This window comes from Bradyrhizobium elkanii WSM2783 (genome assembly GCF_000472865.1).
Taxonomy (GTDB): Bacteria; Pseudomonadota; Alphaproteobacteria; order Rhizobiales; family Xanthobacteraceae; genus Bradyrhizobium; species Bradyrhizobium elkanii_A.
This window is the reverse complement of the sequence record NZ_AXAP01000001.1, coordinates 377568-392728: the sequence shown is the minus strand read 5'-3', so window position 1 is coordinate 392728 and position 15161 is coordinate 377568. Positions and strand designations below refer to the sequence as shown.

General features: G+C 63.7%; 11 protein-coding genes. 3 read left to right on the top strand and 8 right to left on the bottom strand.

The genetic code is table 11. The features are described from left to right. Nucleotides 1–12: 12 nt before the first annotated feature. The 3 genes from YY7_RS0101795 to YY7_RS0101785 form a co-directional block, all read right to left on the bottom strand. On the bottom strand, nt 13–621 hold the full coding sequence (locus YY7_RS0101795; protein WP_028161731.1) for a LemA family protein: 609 nt from the start codon (nt 619–621) through the stop codon (nt 13–15). Nucleotides 622–842: 221 nt separating this feature from the next. After that, entirely contained in the window at nt 843–3167 is a 2325-nt protein-coding gene (locus tag YY7_RS0101790) for a xanthine dehydrogenase family protein molybdopterin-binding subunit (RefSeq protein WP_028161730.1), read from the bottom strand. 146 nt (nt 3168–3313) lie between these two features. After that, nucleotides 3314–4402 carry a S1C family serine protease gene (locus tag YY7_RS0101785; protein ID WP_028161729.1) on the bottom strand — a complete coding sequence of 363 codons (1089 nt, stop codon included), beginning with the start codon at nt 4400–4402 and terminating at the stop codon, nt 3314–3316. 268 nt (nt 4403–4670) lie between these two features. Between YY7_RS0101785 and ftsH the strand changes: the two genes are divergently transcribed. Then, nucleotides 4671–6512: an ATP-dependent zinc metalloprotease FtsH gene (ftsH, locus tag YY7_RS0101780; RefSeq protein ID WP_028161728.1), complete on the top strand. Its 1842-nt coding sequence runs from the start codon at nt 4671–4673 to the stop codon at nt 6510–6512. A 253-nt stretch (nt 6513–6765) separates the two neighbouring features. Here the strand turns inward: ftsH and YY7_RS57705 are convergent, their stop codons facing one another. From YY7_RS57705 to YY7_RS0101760, 5 genes are all read right to left on the bottom strand, one after another. Beyond that, complete coding sequence (locus YY7_RS57705; RefSeq protein WP_245287150.1) at nt 6766–7023, bottom strand: hypothetical protein; 258 nt, start codon at nt 7021–7023, stop codon at nt 6766–6768. 226 nt (nt 7024–7249) lie between these two features. Beyond that, complete coding sequence (locus YY7_RS0101775; protein ID WP_028161727.1) at nt 7250–8128, bottom strand: dihydrodipicolinate synthase family protein; 879 nt, start codon at nt 8126–8128, stop codon at nt 7250–7252. After that, nucleotides 8121–9077 carry an NAD-dependent epimerase/dehydratase family protein gene (locus YY7_RS0101770; protein ID WP_028161726.1) on the bottom strand — a complete coding sequence of 319 codons (957 nt, stop codon included), beginning with the start codon at nt 9075–9077 and terminating at the stop codon, nt 8121–8123. The genes YY7_RS0101775 and YY7_RS0101770 overlap by 8 nt, the downstream gene beginning before the upstream one ends. A gap of 19 nt (nt 9078–9096) precedes the next feature. Then, nucleotides 9097–10740, bottom strand: a complete 1644-nt coding sequence (pgm, locus tag YY7_RS0101765) for a phosphoglucomutase (alpha-D-glucose-1,6-bisphosphate-dependent) (protein ID WP_028161725.1) — start codon at nt 10738–10740, stop codon at nt 9097–9099. 89 nt (nt 10741–10829) lie between these two features. Further along, entirely contained in the window at nt 10830–12422 is a 1593-nt protein-coding gene (locus YY7_RS0101760) for an EAL domain-containing protein (RefSeq protein WP_028161724.1), read from the bottom strand. A 227-nt stretch (nt 12423–12649) separates the two neighbouring features. On the opposite strand from YY7_RS0101760, the gene YY7_RS0101755 reads away from it, so the two are divergent. Beyond that, a complete protein-coding gene (locus YY7_RS0101755; RefSeq protein WP_028161723.1) occupies nt 12650–13663 on the top strand; it encodes a glycoside hydrolase family 16 protein in 1014 nt (337 codons plus the stop codon). Next, nucleotides 13653–15131 carry a GH1 family beta-glucosidase gene (locus YY7_RS0101750; protein WP_028161722.1) on the top strand — a complete coding sequence of 493 codons (1479 nt, stop codon included), beginning with the start codon at nt 13653–13655 and terminating at the stop codon, nt 15129–15131. Before YY7_RS0101755 ends, YY7_RS0101750 begins: the two co-directional genes overlap by 11 nt. Nucleotides 15132–15161: the final 30 nt, after the last annotated feature.

Here is a 15161-nt window from a genome sequence, read left to right as displayed (position 1 = left end):
GATCGCGTTGAATTATTTCGCTGGCGCCGGCGACGGGTTGAAATCGACCTTCGGCGCCACCGAAATCTCTCTCTCGTTTTCGACCGTAAAGTTCGGCCTCTCCTTGTAGCCGAACAGCATCGCGGTGAGGTTGGTCGGGAACGTGCGGATGCCGACGTTATATTCCTGCACCGCCTTGATGTAGCGGTTGCGCGCCACCGTGATGCGGTTCTCGGTGCCTTCGAGCTGCGACACCAGATCGCGGAACAGCGCGTCCGACTTGAGCTGGGGATAGTTCTCGGTCACGACCAGAAGCCGTGACAGCGCGCCCGTGAGTTCACCCTGCGCCTGCGTGAACTTCTGGAACGCGGCGGGATCGTTCAGCACTTCCGGCGTCGCCTGGATGCTGCCGACCTTGGCACGCGCATTGGTGACGCCGAGCAGCACGTCCTTCTCCTGCTGCGCAAAACCTTTCACAGTATTGACGAGATTGGGCACGAGATCGGCGCGGCGCTGATACTGGTTGACCACTTCCGACCAGCTCGACTTGACCTGCTCGTCATTGGACTGGATCGCGTTGTAGCCGCAATTGGTCAGGCTCAATGTCGCCAGCGCCGCCAGCACGCTCCAAAATTTCCGCATCGCAATTCTCCCCGGTCTGCGTTCGCGCCAGAGTAGCAGATCGGGGGCCGTAAACTGCAGTTTTTTCGTCGTTCGGGGTTTCGTCATTACGGGGCGCGACGAGGTCGCGAGCTATGATGTGCAATTGCACATCAGAGAATCCATTTCACCGCTAGTGCGGCATGATGGATTCCGGGTTCGCGCTGCGCGCGCCCCGGAATGACAAGCGGACCGAGCGGAGCTTAAGACGTCGCCTTCGCGTCCCGGATCGCTTGCCAGATCTTTGCCGGCGTCAGCGGAGTGTTGAGCTTCGTGATGCCAAGCTCGCTCAGCGCGTCCATCACGCCGTTGGTGATACAGGGCGGCCCGCCGATCGCGCCGGATTCGCCGCAGCCCTTGGCGCCGAGCGGATTGGTCTTGCACGGCGCGGACGGATCGAGCGTGACCACGATCGGCGGCACATCGGCTGCGCGCGGCACGCAATAATCCTGATAGGTCGCGGTCAGGAGCTGGCCTTCCTCGCTATAGGCGACGCCCTCATAGAGCGCCTGCCCGATGCCTTGCGCGACGCCGCCGTGAATCTGACCCGTCACCAGCATCGGGTTGACGGCAACGCCGACGTCGTCGACCGTGGTATAACGCACCACGCGCGTGACGCCGGTTTCCGGATCGATCTCGACTTCACAGATATGCGTGCCGTTCGGCCAGCTCGGGCCGTCAACCTCGCCCTGGCTGTCGACCGAGAGCCGCGCGCCGTCTTCCTTCTTGGCGATTTCGAACAGGCTGACGCGCTTGTCGGTGCCGACCACGGTGAGGAAACCGTCGCGGTATTCGATATCCTCGACGGAGGCTTCGAGCGCGTTGGACGCCTTCTCACGCGCCTTGTTGATCATGTCGTTGGTCGAGACAGCCACGGCCGTGCCGCCGACGAACAGCGAGCGCGAGCCGACGCTGCCGAAACCGGTGGCCAGATCCGTGTCGCCCTGCACGACGTCGATCTTGTCCAGGGGAATGCCGAGCGTATCCGAGATCATCTGGGTATAGGTGGTCTGCAGGCCCTGCCCCATCGCCATGGTGCCGGAATGCAGGATGATGCGCCCCTCCGCGGTCGCATGCAGGCTGACCTTTTCGGTGTGCGCGCGGCCGCCCGTCCACTCGATGTAGCTGGTCAAGCCGCGGCCGTAGAGCAAGCCCTTCTTCTTGGCGGCCTTCTTGCGCGCGGTAAAGCCGTTCCAATCGGCGAGATCGGAGGCGCGCTCCAGCATGTGTGCGAAGGCGCCGGAGTCATAGACCTGGCCGACCGCATTGGTGTAGGGCAGTTGCGCCGGCTTGATGTAGTTGACTTTGCGGATGGTGCGCGGGTCCATGCCGATCTGGCGCGCCGCGGCGTCGAACAGACGCTCAACGATGAACACCGCTTCCGGCCGGCCCGCGCCGCGATAGGCGCCGACCGGCGCGGTGTGGGTCATCACCGACTTCACCTCGAAATGCACCAGCGGCAGATCGTAGACGCCGGTCTGCACGAACGGCCCGAGCACCAGCGGAATGATGTTGCCCGCGCCGGTGGAATAGGCGCCGGTGCCGCCGATCGAGCGCACGCGATAGGCAAGGACGCGGCCCTTGGCGTCGAGCGCGAACTCGCCGGTCGAGGTGAGGTCGCGGCCATGGGTGCCGCCGACGAAATCGTCGGTGCGGTCGCCGCGCCAGCGGATCTTCTTGTTCAGCTTGGTGGCGGCATAGGCGACGATGCCGTCTTCCGGATAGAGATTGGTCTTCTGCCCAAAGCCGCCGCCGATATCGCCGACCAGCACGCGAACGCTTTCCTTCGGCCGCTTCAGGATCGCTTCCGCCAGCACGTCGCGGGTCGAGCCCGGAGTTTGCGATTGGACATGCAGGATCAGGCGGCCGGTCTTCTTCTCGATCTCGGCGATGGTCGAACGCGGCTCCATTGCCGACGGCACCAGGCGCTGGCTGACGAGATCGAGCGAGACGACATGGTCTGCCTTCGCGAAGGCTTCCTCAACCTTGGCGGCATCGCCATAGCTCATGGCGGCGACGATGTTGTCGGGCGCATCCGGCCACACCAGAGGCGCACCAGGCTTGATCGCCTCGACCGGATCGACCACCGAGGGCAGCACGTCGTAATCGACCACGATCGCTTCGGACGCAGTCTGCGCCAGCACGCGCGAGGTTGCGACCACGACCGCAACCGGCTCACCGGCAAAGCGCACCACTTCATGCGCGAGCAGGCGACGCGGCGGCACCGTCATCGGCGAGCCGTCCGGCCGCTTGAAGATCGCAAGCGTCGGAATGGTGCCGATGTCGTCGGCCACGAGATCGGCGCCGGTATAAACCGCCTCGACGCCAGGCATTTCCTTCGCCGCGCTGACATCGATCGAAACAACCTTGGCGTGGGCATGCGGCGAGCGCAGCACATGGAGCCACAACGCGCCGTCTTCCGGCCTATCGTCGATGAAGTGTCCCTTCCCGGTGAGCAGCCGCAGGTCCTCCAAACGCTTGACCGGCTGGCCCGCACCGAAACGCAAATTACCGGGAAGAATGTTCATCAGTCCGTCCTTCAAGTCTTCTTAAGATGGTGGGCGTTTTACCGGATTTTTGCCGCGACACAACCGACGGCGGACGAGAGCAGACGCGCCATCCCGCCGGCGCATGAGAAGCATGGATGCCCCCTCGCAGACCAATGACAGGAATTTTATTGCGTGCGGCCGATGTCGACGATGTCGACATTGATATCGCGCGTCTCCGAGCCGCGCTTCAGGCTGAGCCGCACCGGCTTCCCGGCACCGATCTGCTCGAGTTGATCGGTCAGGTCGGAGAGGCGATGGACCGGCTTGCCGTCGGCCGCCGTGATGACGTCGTCCAAATTGCCGGAAGAAAGATCGACGCCGCGAATTCCGGCACGCTCTGCCGGAGAACCGGGCGCGGTGCGCACAACGATCACGCCCTCGGTGCCCAACCGAGTGGCAACCGCCTCGCTGGCGGCGACAATGCCGATGCCCGGCGTCGGCACGCGACCGTTGCGGATCAGTTCGGGGACCACGCGGTTGACGATATCGACCGGAACGGCAAAGCCGATGCCGGCGTTCGATCCCGACGGCGACAGGATGGCCGTCGTCACGCCGATCAGCCTTCCGGCAGAATCGAGCAGCGGCCCGCCCGAATTGCCAGGATTGATCGCGGTGTCGGTCTGGATCACGTTGGCGATCTCGCGCCCGGTGGAGGTCGGAAGCCGGCGCTTGAGCGCGCTGATGATGCCGCTGGTCAGGGATTGATCGAGGCCGAACGGATTGCCGATCGCAAACGCAAATTGCCCGACCTTAAGCTCGGCCGAACTGCCGAGCGCAACCGGCGGCGGCAGCGTGCGCGCGCCCCTGATCCGCAGCACCGCCAGATCATAATTCGGCGCGGTGCCGACAAGCTCGGCGCGCGCCACCTCGCCCGAGGCAAAGCGGATCGCGAGCGCGCTCGCCTCCTGCACGACGTGGTTATTGGTGACGACATGACCGTCATTGTCCCAGACAAATCCGGTTCCGGATGATCCGTCGCCTTCAGCCTCCTCACTGAGCGGATTGGCGGCGGACTGCGCCGCCACCTGCACGACCGAAGGCGAGACCCGCTCGAAGATCTCGATATTGGCGCGCTCGGCATCGGAGAGCGGGCCACGCTGCTCGACCGAGCGGGCGGCCGAACTCGTCCACGGCGCATTGCGAATATTGCTGAGGGTCAAAGCCGCGAGGATGGCCGCGACCACAGCGAGAACAACAACATAGCGACGATTCATCGGCATCTGATCTCCCCGGCAACAAACGCGATAATTGTCCGGAGGTTTCTAGTGCTTGAAGTTACCACAACGTCGCATTAGCGCTTCTTCACCCTTCCCGACCTAGCGCCATTTGTCGCGCTGAGGGTTGAAACCCGGCCGCCGAGCGCTAGTTGTTCCATTATGTTAGAGTGTCGGCCGCCCGCCCGGGCACGTCCAGGGCCCACATCCAAGGCTATCGGGACCGACGCTTGGAGCGGCCCATATCGGTGTTGATCGGAGGGCGGTCATGAACAACAACAAGATGCGTTTCAATATCGGATACGCAATTGCGGCGATATTCGGTATCCTGCTTGTTCAGTACGTCTATATCAGCGCCAGCAAGATCGCTGCCATCCCCTACAGCGAATATCAGCAATTGCTGCGCGAGGGAAAAATCGAGAGCGTCGGCATCTCCGACCGCACACTTCAGGGCACCTTGAAGGAGCCGCTACCCGGCGGACAGAAGCAGTTCATCACCACGCGCGTCGATCCGGAGGTCGCGCAAGAGCTCGAGAAACATAACGTCCGCTTCACCGGACAGATCGAGAGCACGTTCCTGCGCGATCTGCTCTCGTGGATCATGCCGGTGCTGTTGTTCTTCGGCCTGTGGTGGTTCATCGCCAAGCGTGCGGCGCAAGGCGGAGGCTTCGGCGGCGGCCTGATGGCGATCGGCAAGAGCAAGGCGAAAATCTATGTCGAGGCCGATACCGGCGTGAATTTCGGCGATGTCGCCGGCGTCGACGAAGCCAAGGACGAACTGCGCGAGGTGGTCGATTTCCTGAAGAATCCGACCGAATACGGCCGGCTCGGCGGGCGCATGCCCAAGGGCGTGCTGCTGGTCGGCCCGCCCGGCACCGGCAAGACGCTGCTCGCCAAGGCGGTCGCCGGCGAGGCCAAGGTGCCGTTCTTCTCGATCTCCGGCTCCGAATTCGTTGAGATGTTCGTCGGCGTCGGTGCGGCGCGCGTGCGCGACCTGTTCCAGCAGGCGCACCAGAAGGCGCCCGCGATCATCTTCATCGACGAGCTCGATGCGCTCGGCCGCGCCCGCGGCATCGGCCCGTTCGCCGGCGGCCATGACGAAAAGGAGCAGACGCTGAACCAGCTCCTGGTTGAGCTTGATGGCTTCGATTCACGCTCCGGCCTCGTGATCCTCGCCGCCACCAACCGGCCGGAAATCCTCGACCCGGCGCTGCTCCGCGCCGGCCGCTTCGACCGCCAGGTGCTGGTCGACCGCCCCGACAAGAAGGGACGCATCGACATCCTCAAGGTTCACATCAAGAAGGTGAAGCTTGCGCCCGGCGTCGATCCCGAGGCGGTCGCGGCGCTGACGCCGGGATTCACCGGCGCCGATCTCGCCAACCTCGTCAACGAGGCCGCGCTGCTGGCGACGCGCCGCGGCGGCGACGCTGTCACCATGAGCGACTTCACCAATGCGATCGAGCGCATGGTGGCCGGGCTCGAAAAGCGCAACCGGCTGCTCAATCCGAAGGAGCGCGAGATCGTCGCCTATCACGAGATGGGCCATGCGTTGGTGGCACTGTCGCTGCCGGGTGTCGATCCCGTGCACAAGGTCTCGATCATTCCGCGCGGCGTCGGTGCGCTCGGCTATACCATTCAACGTCCGATCGAGGATCGTTTCCTGATGACGAAGGAGGAACTGGAGAACAAGATGGCGGTGCTGCTCGGCGGCCGCGTCGCCGAGCTGATCGTGTTCGACCATCTTTCCACCGGCGCGGCCGACGATTTGCGCCGGGTGACCGATATCGCCCGCAGCATGGTCACGCGCTACGGCATGTCGGAAAAGCTCGGCAGCATCGCCTATGACCGCGAGCCCGGCAATTTCCTGGCCGGCGCCGACCGGCCCTACCCCATGCCGGAACGCGACTATGCGGAAGAGACTGCGGCTGTGGTCGACCACGAGGTGCGCGACATCGTCGAGCGCGTGTTCCAGCGTACGCAGGGCATCCTGAGCGCGCGGCGCGCCGTCCTCGACCGCGCCGCGAAGAAGCTTTTGGAAAAGGAGACGCTGGAGCAGCGCGATTTGGAAGCGTTGATCCGCGAGGCACCTGAGGGACTTCGCGCGGTGTGAGCCGCGGATCCCCTTCCCTTCTCGCCTTGTGGGAGAAGGTGGCGCGCAGCGCGACGGATGAGGGATTGTCTCCGCGGAGAGAACCCCTCACCCGAACGAGTCCGCGGCCGGCAGCCCTCTCCCACAAGGGGAGAGGGAGCGGTAAATGGCATCGCGATGACGTAGGATTTGTAGGTGGGCAAAGCGAAGCGTGCCCACCATCACGAGCCGAGCAAGAATGGTGGGCACCTTCGCTTTGCCCACCCTACGGTGCCTACCTGCGAACCGTCGAGGTACCGAAGGGCACGTTACCCGACTGCAGCCGACCGGGCAGAGGCGCGGCGTTCGTCGTGTTGCTCCAGGTGGGAACTGCGGTTGTCGAGCCTACCGACGGCCAATTGTATGATCCCACTGATGGCCCGACGACCGATCCGTAGCCAGCAGTTCCGGCCGTCGGCGCTGCCGTCTGCGCCAGCGCCGCCGTGCTCGAGAGAGCCAGTGCAGTTGCGAGCATGATTGCTGCGAGTTTCATGACTGGTTCCTTTCTGGTTGTATTCCTCTATTTCACAGCAAACGTGGGAAGCTGGTTGACTCCTTAAAACGAACGTTTTCATCACGCTTTTTCAATCCAGCGCGATCGGGAATGCCCCTACGGCACCTCCACTCGTCATTGCGAGCGGAGCGAAGCAATCCATCTCACCACGTGCGGAGACGTGGATTGCTTCGCTGCGCTCGCAATGACGGGGAGAGAGCGGCGCTTAAGAGCCAAGTTCCTGCAGCGCGGCTGCCACCACCTTGCGTTGCTCTTCGGTCAGCGGCGCTTGGGGCGGGATGGGATCGCCGATATCGTAGCCCTGGATCGAGAGGCCGGCCTTGATGCAGGCGGCGAGGTTGAAACGGGCAAAGGCCTCGTTGATGCGCCAGAGCTTTCGTTGCAGCGCCATCGCCTCGTCCCAGCGGCCGCGGCGGCAGAGATTGTAGAGCTCGACGCTCTGCCGCGGGATGATGCAGGCGGGGCCCGCCATCCAGCCGAGGCCACCAATCAGCATCACGGCCGCGGGAATATGGGCGGAGGCCGAGAACACTTTGATGTTGTCGCCGCAGCGGTTCATGATCGACAGCAGCCGGCCAGTGTTGGTCGAGGCATCCTTGATGTAGCCGATGCGCGGATGGGCGGCGAGGCGCTCGATGACGTCGAGCGTGAGGTCCGAGCGCTGGAATTGCGGATTGGTGTAGATCACGACGGGAATGTCGACCGCATCGGCAATGGCGCGGAAGTACGACTCGACCTGCGCGTCCGGCAGCGGAAAATAGGCTTCGAGAATCGCGAGAATGCCGCTGGCGCCGCGCTTCTGGTAGGACTTGGCCTGCGCGACTGCATCCGCCGTCGAGGTCGAGGCCACGCCGGCCACGACCGGCACGCGTCCGTCAGCGGCCTCGATCGTCGTCTGCACCACCTGCGCGCGTTGCGCATTGTTGAGATAGGCGAATTCGCCGGTCGAGCCGAGCGGCGTCAGTCCGTGCACGCCCGCTTTGATCAGATCATCGCACAGCCGGCCCAGCACCTCGCTGCGGATATGGCCGGCGGGATCGAGCGGCGAGACCAGATAGGGAAAGACGCCGTGGAAATCAGCCATGCTGCAACCTCGTGGACGGCGAGACATAGTCGGGATCGTGCGCGAAGGGAAGCGGTGCGCCGCTGCGCAGCGCGTCGAGGACCTCGGCGAAACCGGTTCGAACTCGGAAGCCGAGCAGACGTTCGGCCTTGGCGGGATCGTAAATGCGGCCGATGCTGCGCGGCAAGCGCCAATTCCGCTTGGCGTAGAGCGCGGCCGCATCAGGGAAATGGCGCGCGATCACGCTTGCTGCATCCGATTTCAGCGCTGCGACCTCGGTAGGCGCAAAAGGCGGCGGCGCGCTGACGATGAAGATCTCGAAGCCCTTGGCCGTATCGAGCGCTGCCAGATGCGCGTCCGCAGCGTCCTCGACGGTGAGGCGGCGGTGCAAGAATTCGTTCGCCTTGAGATTCTCGCCGGAAAATCCGCGCTCAGTGTCGTCCTCCTCCGGAAAGAAGCGGCTGGTGCGCAGCACGGCGCAGTTCAGCCCGTGCTCGCGGCTATAGATGCGGCATAGCCCCTCGGCGGCGAGCTTGGTCACGCCGTAGATGTTGCGCGGCTCGAGCGGGCCCGCGGTCTCGTCGAGCCAGACCGCGGCATGCCCCTCACCTTCCCTGATCGCCTGCGAGATCATCAACGATGTCGTCGAGGTGAAGATGAAGCGGTCATGACGCGCGGCGACCGCCGCTTGCAGCAAATTCAGCGTGCCCGACACGTTGACGTCAACAAAGGCTTGCGGAGAAAAGCGGGCGATATCGGGCTTGTGCAGCGCGCCCGCATGGATCACGGCCCCGATGGCGTGATCGGCGAACACCCGCTCGACGACCGCCCGGTCGGCAACCGAGCCGATCACATCGGTCGCTTCGCCCGCGACGATATCGAGGCCGATGACGTGGTGGCCGGCTTGCCGCAGTCTCGGCGCAAGGAAGCGCCCCAGCCAGCCCGAGGAACCGGTGAGCAGAATACGCATGGCGATGACGGCAGGGCCCCTATCCGAAAACTTTCGCGATTGCCGCCTGCGCGTCGCCCTGGATCCGCTTCAGGTGATCCTCCCCGCGGAAGCTCTCGGCGTAGATCTTGTAGACGTCCTCGGTACCCGAGGGCCGCGCCGCGAACCACCCGGACTCGGTCTCAACCTTGATGCCGCCGAACGACTGATCGTTGCCCGGCGCCTTGGTCCTGACCGCGCGCACCGGCTCGCCCGCAAGCTCCTTCATGTTGAGCTGCTCCGGACCCACGGCCTTGAGCGCGCTCTTCTGCTTCGGCGTCGCCGCAACGTCGATGCGCTCATAGAAGGGCACGCCGAGCTCGGCGGTGAGATCGGCGAAGAGCTGGCTCGGGTCGCGACCGGTTTTGGCGATCATTTCCGCCGCAAGCAAACCTAAGATGATGCCGTCCTTGTCAGTGGTCCAAACCGAGCCGTCGCGCTTCAGGAACGAGGCGCCGGCGCTCTCCTCGCCCGCGAAGCCGAACGCGCCGGTGCCAAGCCCCTCGACGAACCATTTGAAGCCGACCGGCGTCTCCACCAGCTTGCGGTTCAATTTCTTCGCCACACGGTCGATGATCGAGGAGGAGACGATGGTCTTGCCGATCGCGGCGTTCGCGTTCCATTGCGGGCGGTGACCGAACAGATAGGCGATCGACACTGCAAGGAAGTGGTTGGGGTTCATCAAGCCGTTCGAGCGCGTCACGATGCCATGTCTATCAGCATCGGTGTCGTTGGCGAACGCGACATCGAACTTCTCGCGCATCTGGATCAGGCTCGCCATCGCGTAAGGCGAGGAGCAATCCATGCGGATCTTGCCGTCCCAATCCGCCGTCATGAAGCGGAACGTCGGATCGACCGCATTGTTCACTACGCTGGCGTTGATCCCATAGCGCTCGATGATCGGTTGCCAAAAATGCACCGCCGCGCCGCCAAGCGGATCGATACCGATCCTGACGCCGGCGGATTTGACCAGCGCAAGGTCGACCGTGTTGCCGAGGTCGGCGACATAGGGCGTGATGTAATCGTAAAGATGCGTCGATGGCGCCTTTCGTGCGCGGTCGTAAGTCATCCGCGTGACGCCTTTCAGCCCGGCCTCCAGATAGCGGTTGGCGTTCTTCTCGACGACGCCGGTGACGTCGGTATCCGCGGGCCCGCCATGCGGCGGGTTGTATTTGTAGCCGCCATCTTCCGGCGGATTGTGTGACGGCGTGATGACAACGCCATCGGCTAAGCCGGAGCTCTTGCCCTTGTTGTAAGTGAGGATCGCGTGCGAGATGACCGGCGTCGGCGTATAGCCGCCGTGCTCGTCGATCATGATCTCGATGCCGTTGGCGGCGAACACCTCGACCGCGCTCGCCAGCGCCGGTTCCGCGAGCGCGTGGGTGTCGATACCGATGAACAGCGGCCCGGTCAGCCCGGCCTCGCGGCGATAGTCGCAGATTGCCTGCGTGGTCGCGAGGATATGATCCTCGTTGAAGGAATTCCGCAGCGAGGAACCGCGATGTCCCGAGGTTCCGAAGGAAACGCGTTGCGCGGCGTCAGCCGGATCGGGCTTCGATGCAAAATACGCCGTGACGAGCCGCGGGAGGTTTGCAAGCGAAGCGGGATCTACCGGCTTGCCTGCTGCAGGATTTGGTGCAGTCACGTGACCTCTCAGGACCAATGCTGTCTTCGAGACATCACTATAGGCGCGAGCCGGTTGCAGGCAAAGCGTTATGCGACGCGCTGCGGGCGCTAAGCGACGGAGGCTTGCCGAACGACCGCCTCGGCCTCCATCCGGGCCTCATATGCGACGAGGAATTCGTCGAACTTTGCATAGGGCAATGGCGGCGACACCAGGTAGCCCTGGCCGCACTCGACGCCGCAACGGAGCAGCGCCTGGCGCTGCTCGACCGTCTCGATGCCCTCGGCGATCACGTTCATCCTGAGCTTCGCCGCGAGCCGCACCAGCATCTCGACGATGGTCGCAGCCGAGCCATCCTGCACGATGGTATCGACGAAGAACTTGTCGATCTTCATGGTGTTGACCCCGAGCCGCTTGATCTGGGACAGGCCGCTGTGCCCGACTCCGACATCGTCCAGCGCGACCTTGAAACCATGCTCACGCAACGCTTCGATGACGGCGGCGGCCTTCTCAAGGTCCGGAAATGCTTCGCGCTCGGTCACCTCGATCACGATCTGGCGCGCCGAGACGCCGCTTTCCCTGACCTCGCGGCGCAGCCGGTTGACAAAGGCATCGCTGAGCAAATGGCGCGGGGTGATGTTGACCGACATCTTGAAATATTTGTCCGCCGCGAGCCGCGGGCGCATCTCCTTCAAGGCCAATGCGAGGATCTGCCAGGTGATCGCCTCGATGCGGCCACTGGATTCGGCAAGCGGAATGAAATTCATCGGCGGCGTGACGCTGCCGTCCCGGTGCACCCAGCGCGCCAGCACCTCGCACCCCCTGATCGCGCCGGTGCGCAGATCGAAGGTCGGCTGGAAGTACGGCTTGAATTCGTGCCGCGCCAGTGCGCGGTCGATATCGGCAATCGGCCCTTCCAGGCGCGCCACCGCCCGCGTCATCAACAGGCCGAAAGCGAGGCCGAGCGCGGCGGCGAGCAGCATCGACGGCCAATAGCCGTCCCTGTTCCAATGCTGCAGGGCATCGGGCGCGACCCGGACCAGCGCGCGCAAGGGATAGCGGTGCGATGCGCTGCTGAAGGTCACGGCGTCGGTCGCATCCAACACCTGCGAGGCGGCAAATCGCCCGATATCGGCGCCGTTGTCGAGCTGGGCCATCACCTCGCCGTGGTCGCGCAATTCCGTGGGCAGGATGTCGAACAGGATAGCGCTGACACCGAGGATGGCGACCAGTGACGTCTGCGCGTCGATGTCCTTCAACACGCCGAGCGCGACGCCATTGATCTGGTCGACCCGAAACAGCAGGAGGCTGTGATCGGCGGTCTGCAGCATGCGCGGGCGCGTGACCCATTCATTGTCGAACTCGAGCGTCTCCGAATAAGCGGAGCAGATCACCGATCCTTCCCGGTTGACGAGGCGGATGTCCTTGACCTGGGAGCGCTGATAGACCTTGAGGCGGACGGCCTGGAGGGAAGCGGCATCGCAGGTCATCGGACCGCGCTGCATGACGTCATTGAGCGTGGCAACGCTGAAATCCACCGCGACTTCGGAGCGTCGCAGCGCGATATTGGCCAATTCCTCAAGCTGCTTGGCTTGCTGCGTGTCGATCGCAGTGGTCGCGACAAAATGTCCGCCCGCCGCAAAGGCAGCCACGCTGGCCGCGACCAGCGCGCTCCTGGCCAGATAGGGCCATCGCCGCATCATGAACGCACGCACACACCCCGGGACGATCGACACACTATATGAGTAGAAACCGCTAAGATTCGGTTGAAGCGCCGCTTGCTTGGATCGTTGACATCAGGTTAACGGGAACCGCTGCCACGATCACCGCTGCGTTACAGTCCAGTACGATGGCCCGCACCCACACGCGGACTTGCCCGGCGGCCGCGCGAAAGGTTAACGTGGATTAACCTACCCTTTGCAGGCCGGAGATGATCGGCGAATTGACCCCGAGAGTTCTGCTCGCGATCGGTTACATCGCCATGACGGCGCCCGCCCTCGCCCAGGACGATCTCGCAGCAGCGCCGGCGGCGCTCACTTTGCAGGTGACGACCGACCCCACGACCATTGAGTGCCGCCGCGTCGAAGATCAGCCGCCGATGTCGCTGACCTTCCGGTCGCTGCACCGGACGTTCAGCGACGATTTCAACGAACATCCGCTGGAAGGCGGAAGATGGGTGCCGCATTATGCCGGTGGCGCGGCGTGGCCGGAGGCCCGCTATTGGGGCGGCGACGGCTCCGATTTCAAACGCAAGACCAGCGCCAATGGCGAGCAGCAGATCTATGTCGATCCCCGCTATGGCGGCCGAATGAACACCCCGCTGGGACTTGACCCGTTCAGGGTTCACAATGGCGTGCTGTCGATCGTCGCCAGCCGCACGCCGCCCGATCTGAAGCCGGCGCTATTCGACAATGAATACATCTCGGGCATCCTGACGACGCAGGGCAAGTTCTCGCAGAAATACGGCTATTTCGAAATTCGCGCGAAGATCCCACTAGGCCGCGGCGTGTGGCCGGCGTTCTGGATGCTCGCCGACGACGGCGGCTGGCCTCCGGAAATCGACGTCGTGGAAGGACGAGGCGAGCGGCCCGGCGACATCGTGATGACGACGCATTGGCGGCTTCCTTCGACCCAGCGTATCCAGTCCTGCGGGTTTGATTTCACCGTGCCCGGCGCGGACTCCGACTTCCACAATTACGGTGTGCTGTGGGAAGAAGATCGGCTGATCTACTTCATCGACCGCAAGCCGGTGTCCGACATCGGGGTCCCCATCGGATACGACGATCCCATGTACATGATCGTCAATCTTGCGATGGGATCGAAATTCTTTCTCGGCGTCGGCTTCGTCGATGCCAGTTCGCCCAAGAGCATCGCCTTCGAGATCGACCGGATCTCGGTCTATCAGATCGACGCCAACCCCACCGGAGTGACCGATGTTCGGTAGATTTTCACGCCGGCATTTCGCCAAGCTTGCGGGCATGTCCGCGCTCGGCGTCGCGGCGGCGCCGGCCGCTGCCGCAGAGAGCAACGTGACTCCGGCCGCTGCCGCCAACCCGCACGCGCCCGGCCCGTTTCCCGCCGGCTTTGTCTGGGGCACCGCGACCTCGTCCTACCAGATCGAGGGCGCGGTCAACGAGGACGGCCGCGGCCGCTCGATCTGGGACACATTCAGCCACACGCCCGGCAAGATCGAGGACAACAGCAACGGCGACCGCGCCAACGAGCACTATCACCGCTACAAGCAGGACGTGGCCCTGATCAGGGATCTCGGCGTCAAGGCCTATCGCTTCTCGATCGCCTGGCCGCGGGTGTTTCCGGAAGGTGCAGGTGCGCCGAACCCGAAAGGGCTCGACTTCTACAACCGCCTGATCGACGAATTGCTCGCGAACGGCATCGAACCCTATGCCACGCTCTACCATTGGGACCTGCCGCAAGCGCTGGAGGACCGCGTCGGTGGTTGGCAATCGAGCGAGACGTCAAAGGCGTTCGGCGACTACGCCGCTTATGTAGCCGAGCGCATCACCGACCGGGTGAAGAACATCTTCACCGTCAACGAGGCCGGCCGCTTCGTCAACTTCGGCTATGGCTGGGGCATCGACGCGCCCGGGCTCAAACTGCCGACGGCGCAATTGAACCAGGTTCGCCATCACGTCGCGCTCGGCCATGGGCTTGCGGTGCAGGCGATCCGCGCCAAGGGACGCGCTGGCACCAGGGTCGGCGTCGCCGAGAATATAGCCGCCTGCGTGCCCGCGATCGCGACACCGGAGAACATCCGCGCCGCCGAGATTGCCACGCGCGAATTGAACGCGGGCTTACTCGGCGTCATCCTGGAGGGCAAATATACCGAGGGCTTCCTCGAATATGCCGGCGCCGATGCGCCCAAATTCACGCCCGAGGAATTGAAGATCATCGCTTCGCCGACCGATTTCGTCGGGCTCAATATCTATGCACCGCAGTTCTACATCACGGCCTCGGACCGCAAGCCGCATTTCAACGTGCTGCCGTTCCCGGCCTCGTTCCCGCACATGAATTCGGAATGGCTGCGGGTCGGCCCCGAGACGATCTATTGGGCGCCGAGGCTCGCGGCGAAGATCTGGAACATCGAGAACATCTATATCAGCGAGAACGGCACCTCATCCGAGGACAAGCTTACGGCCGAGAGCAAAGTCTACGATCTCGACCGCATCATGTATCTGCGCAACTATCTGACCCAGCTCCAGCGCGCGACATCGGAGGGCGTCCCGGTGCGCGGCTATTTCCTTTGGAGCCTGATGGACAATTTCGAGTGGATCTTCGGCTACGAGAAGCGCTTCGGTCTCTACCGGGTGGACTTCGAGACGCAAGCGCGGGTGCCGAAACTGAGCGCGGAATTCTATCGCGACGTGGTGGCAAAAAACGCGATCGGGGTCTAGAGGTGCAGAGACCCCGATCGCGTCGTCGCC

Bases quoted from the DNA above. Each gene is read 5' to 3' on its own strand.
- YY7_RS0101795 (WP_028161731.1), bottom strand. From the start codon at position 621: ATGCGGAAATTTTGGAGCGTGCTGGCGGCGCTGGCGACATTGAGCCTG.
- YY7_RS0101790 (WP_028161730.1), bottom strand. From the start codon at position 3,167: ATGAACATTCTTCCCGGTAATTTGCGTTTCGGTGCGGGCCAGCCGGTC.
- YY7_RS0101785 (WP_028161729.1), bottom strand. From the start codon at position 4,402: ATGAATCGTCGCTATGTTGTTGTTCTCGCTGTGGTCGCGGCCATCCTC.
- ftsH (WP_028161728.1), top strand. From the start codon at position 4,671: ATGAACAACAACAAGATGCGTTTCAATATCGGATACGCAATTGCGGCG.
- YY7_RS57705 (WP_245287150.1), bottom strand. From the start codon at position 7,023: ATGAAACTCGCAGCAATCATGCTCGCAACTGCACTGGCTCTCTCGAGC.
- YY7_RS0101775 (WP_028161727.1), bottom strand. From the start codon at position 8,128: ATGGCTGATTTCCACGGCGTCTTTCCCTATCTGGTCTCGCCGCTCGAT.
- YY7_RS0101770 (WP_028161726.1), bottom strand. From the start codon at position 9,077: ATGCGTATTCTGCTCACCGGTTCCTCGGGCTGGCTGGGGCGCTTCCTT.
- YY7_RS0101760 (WP_028161724.1), bottom strand. From the start codon at position 12,422: ATGATGCGGCGATGGCCCTATCTGGCCAGGAGCGCGCTGGTCGCGGCC.
- YY7_RS0101755 (WP_028161723.1), top strand. From the start codon at position 12,650: ATGATCGGCGAATTGACCCCGAGAGTTCTGCTCGCGATCGGTTACATC.
- YY7_RS0101750 (WP_028161722.1), top strand. From the start codon at position 13,653: ATGTTCGGTAGATTTTCACGCCGGCATTTCGCCAAGCTTGCGGGCATG.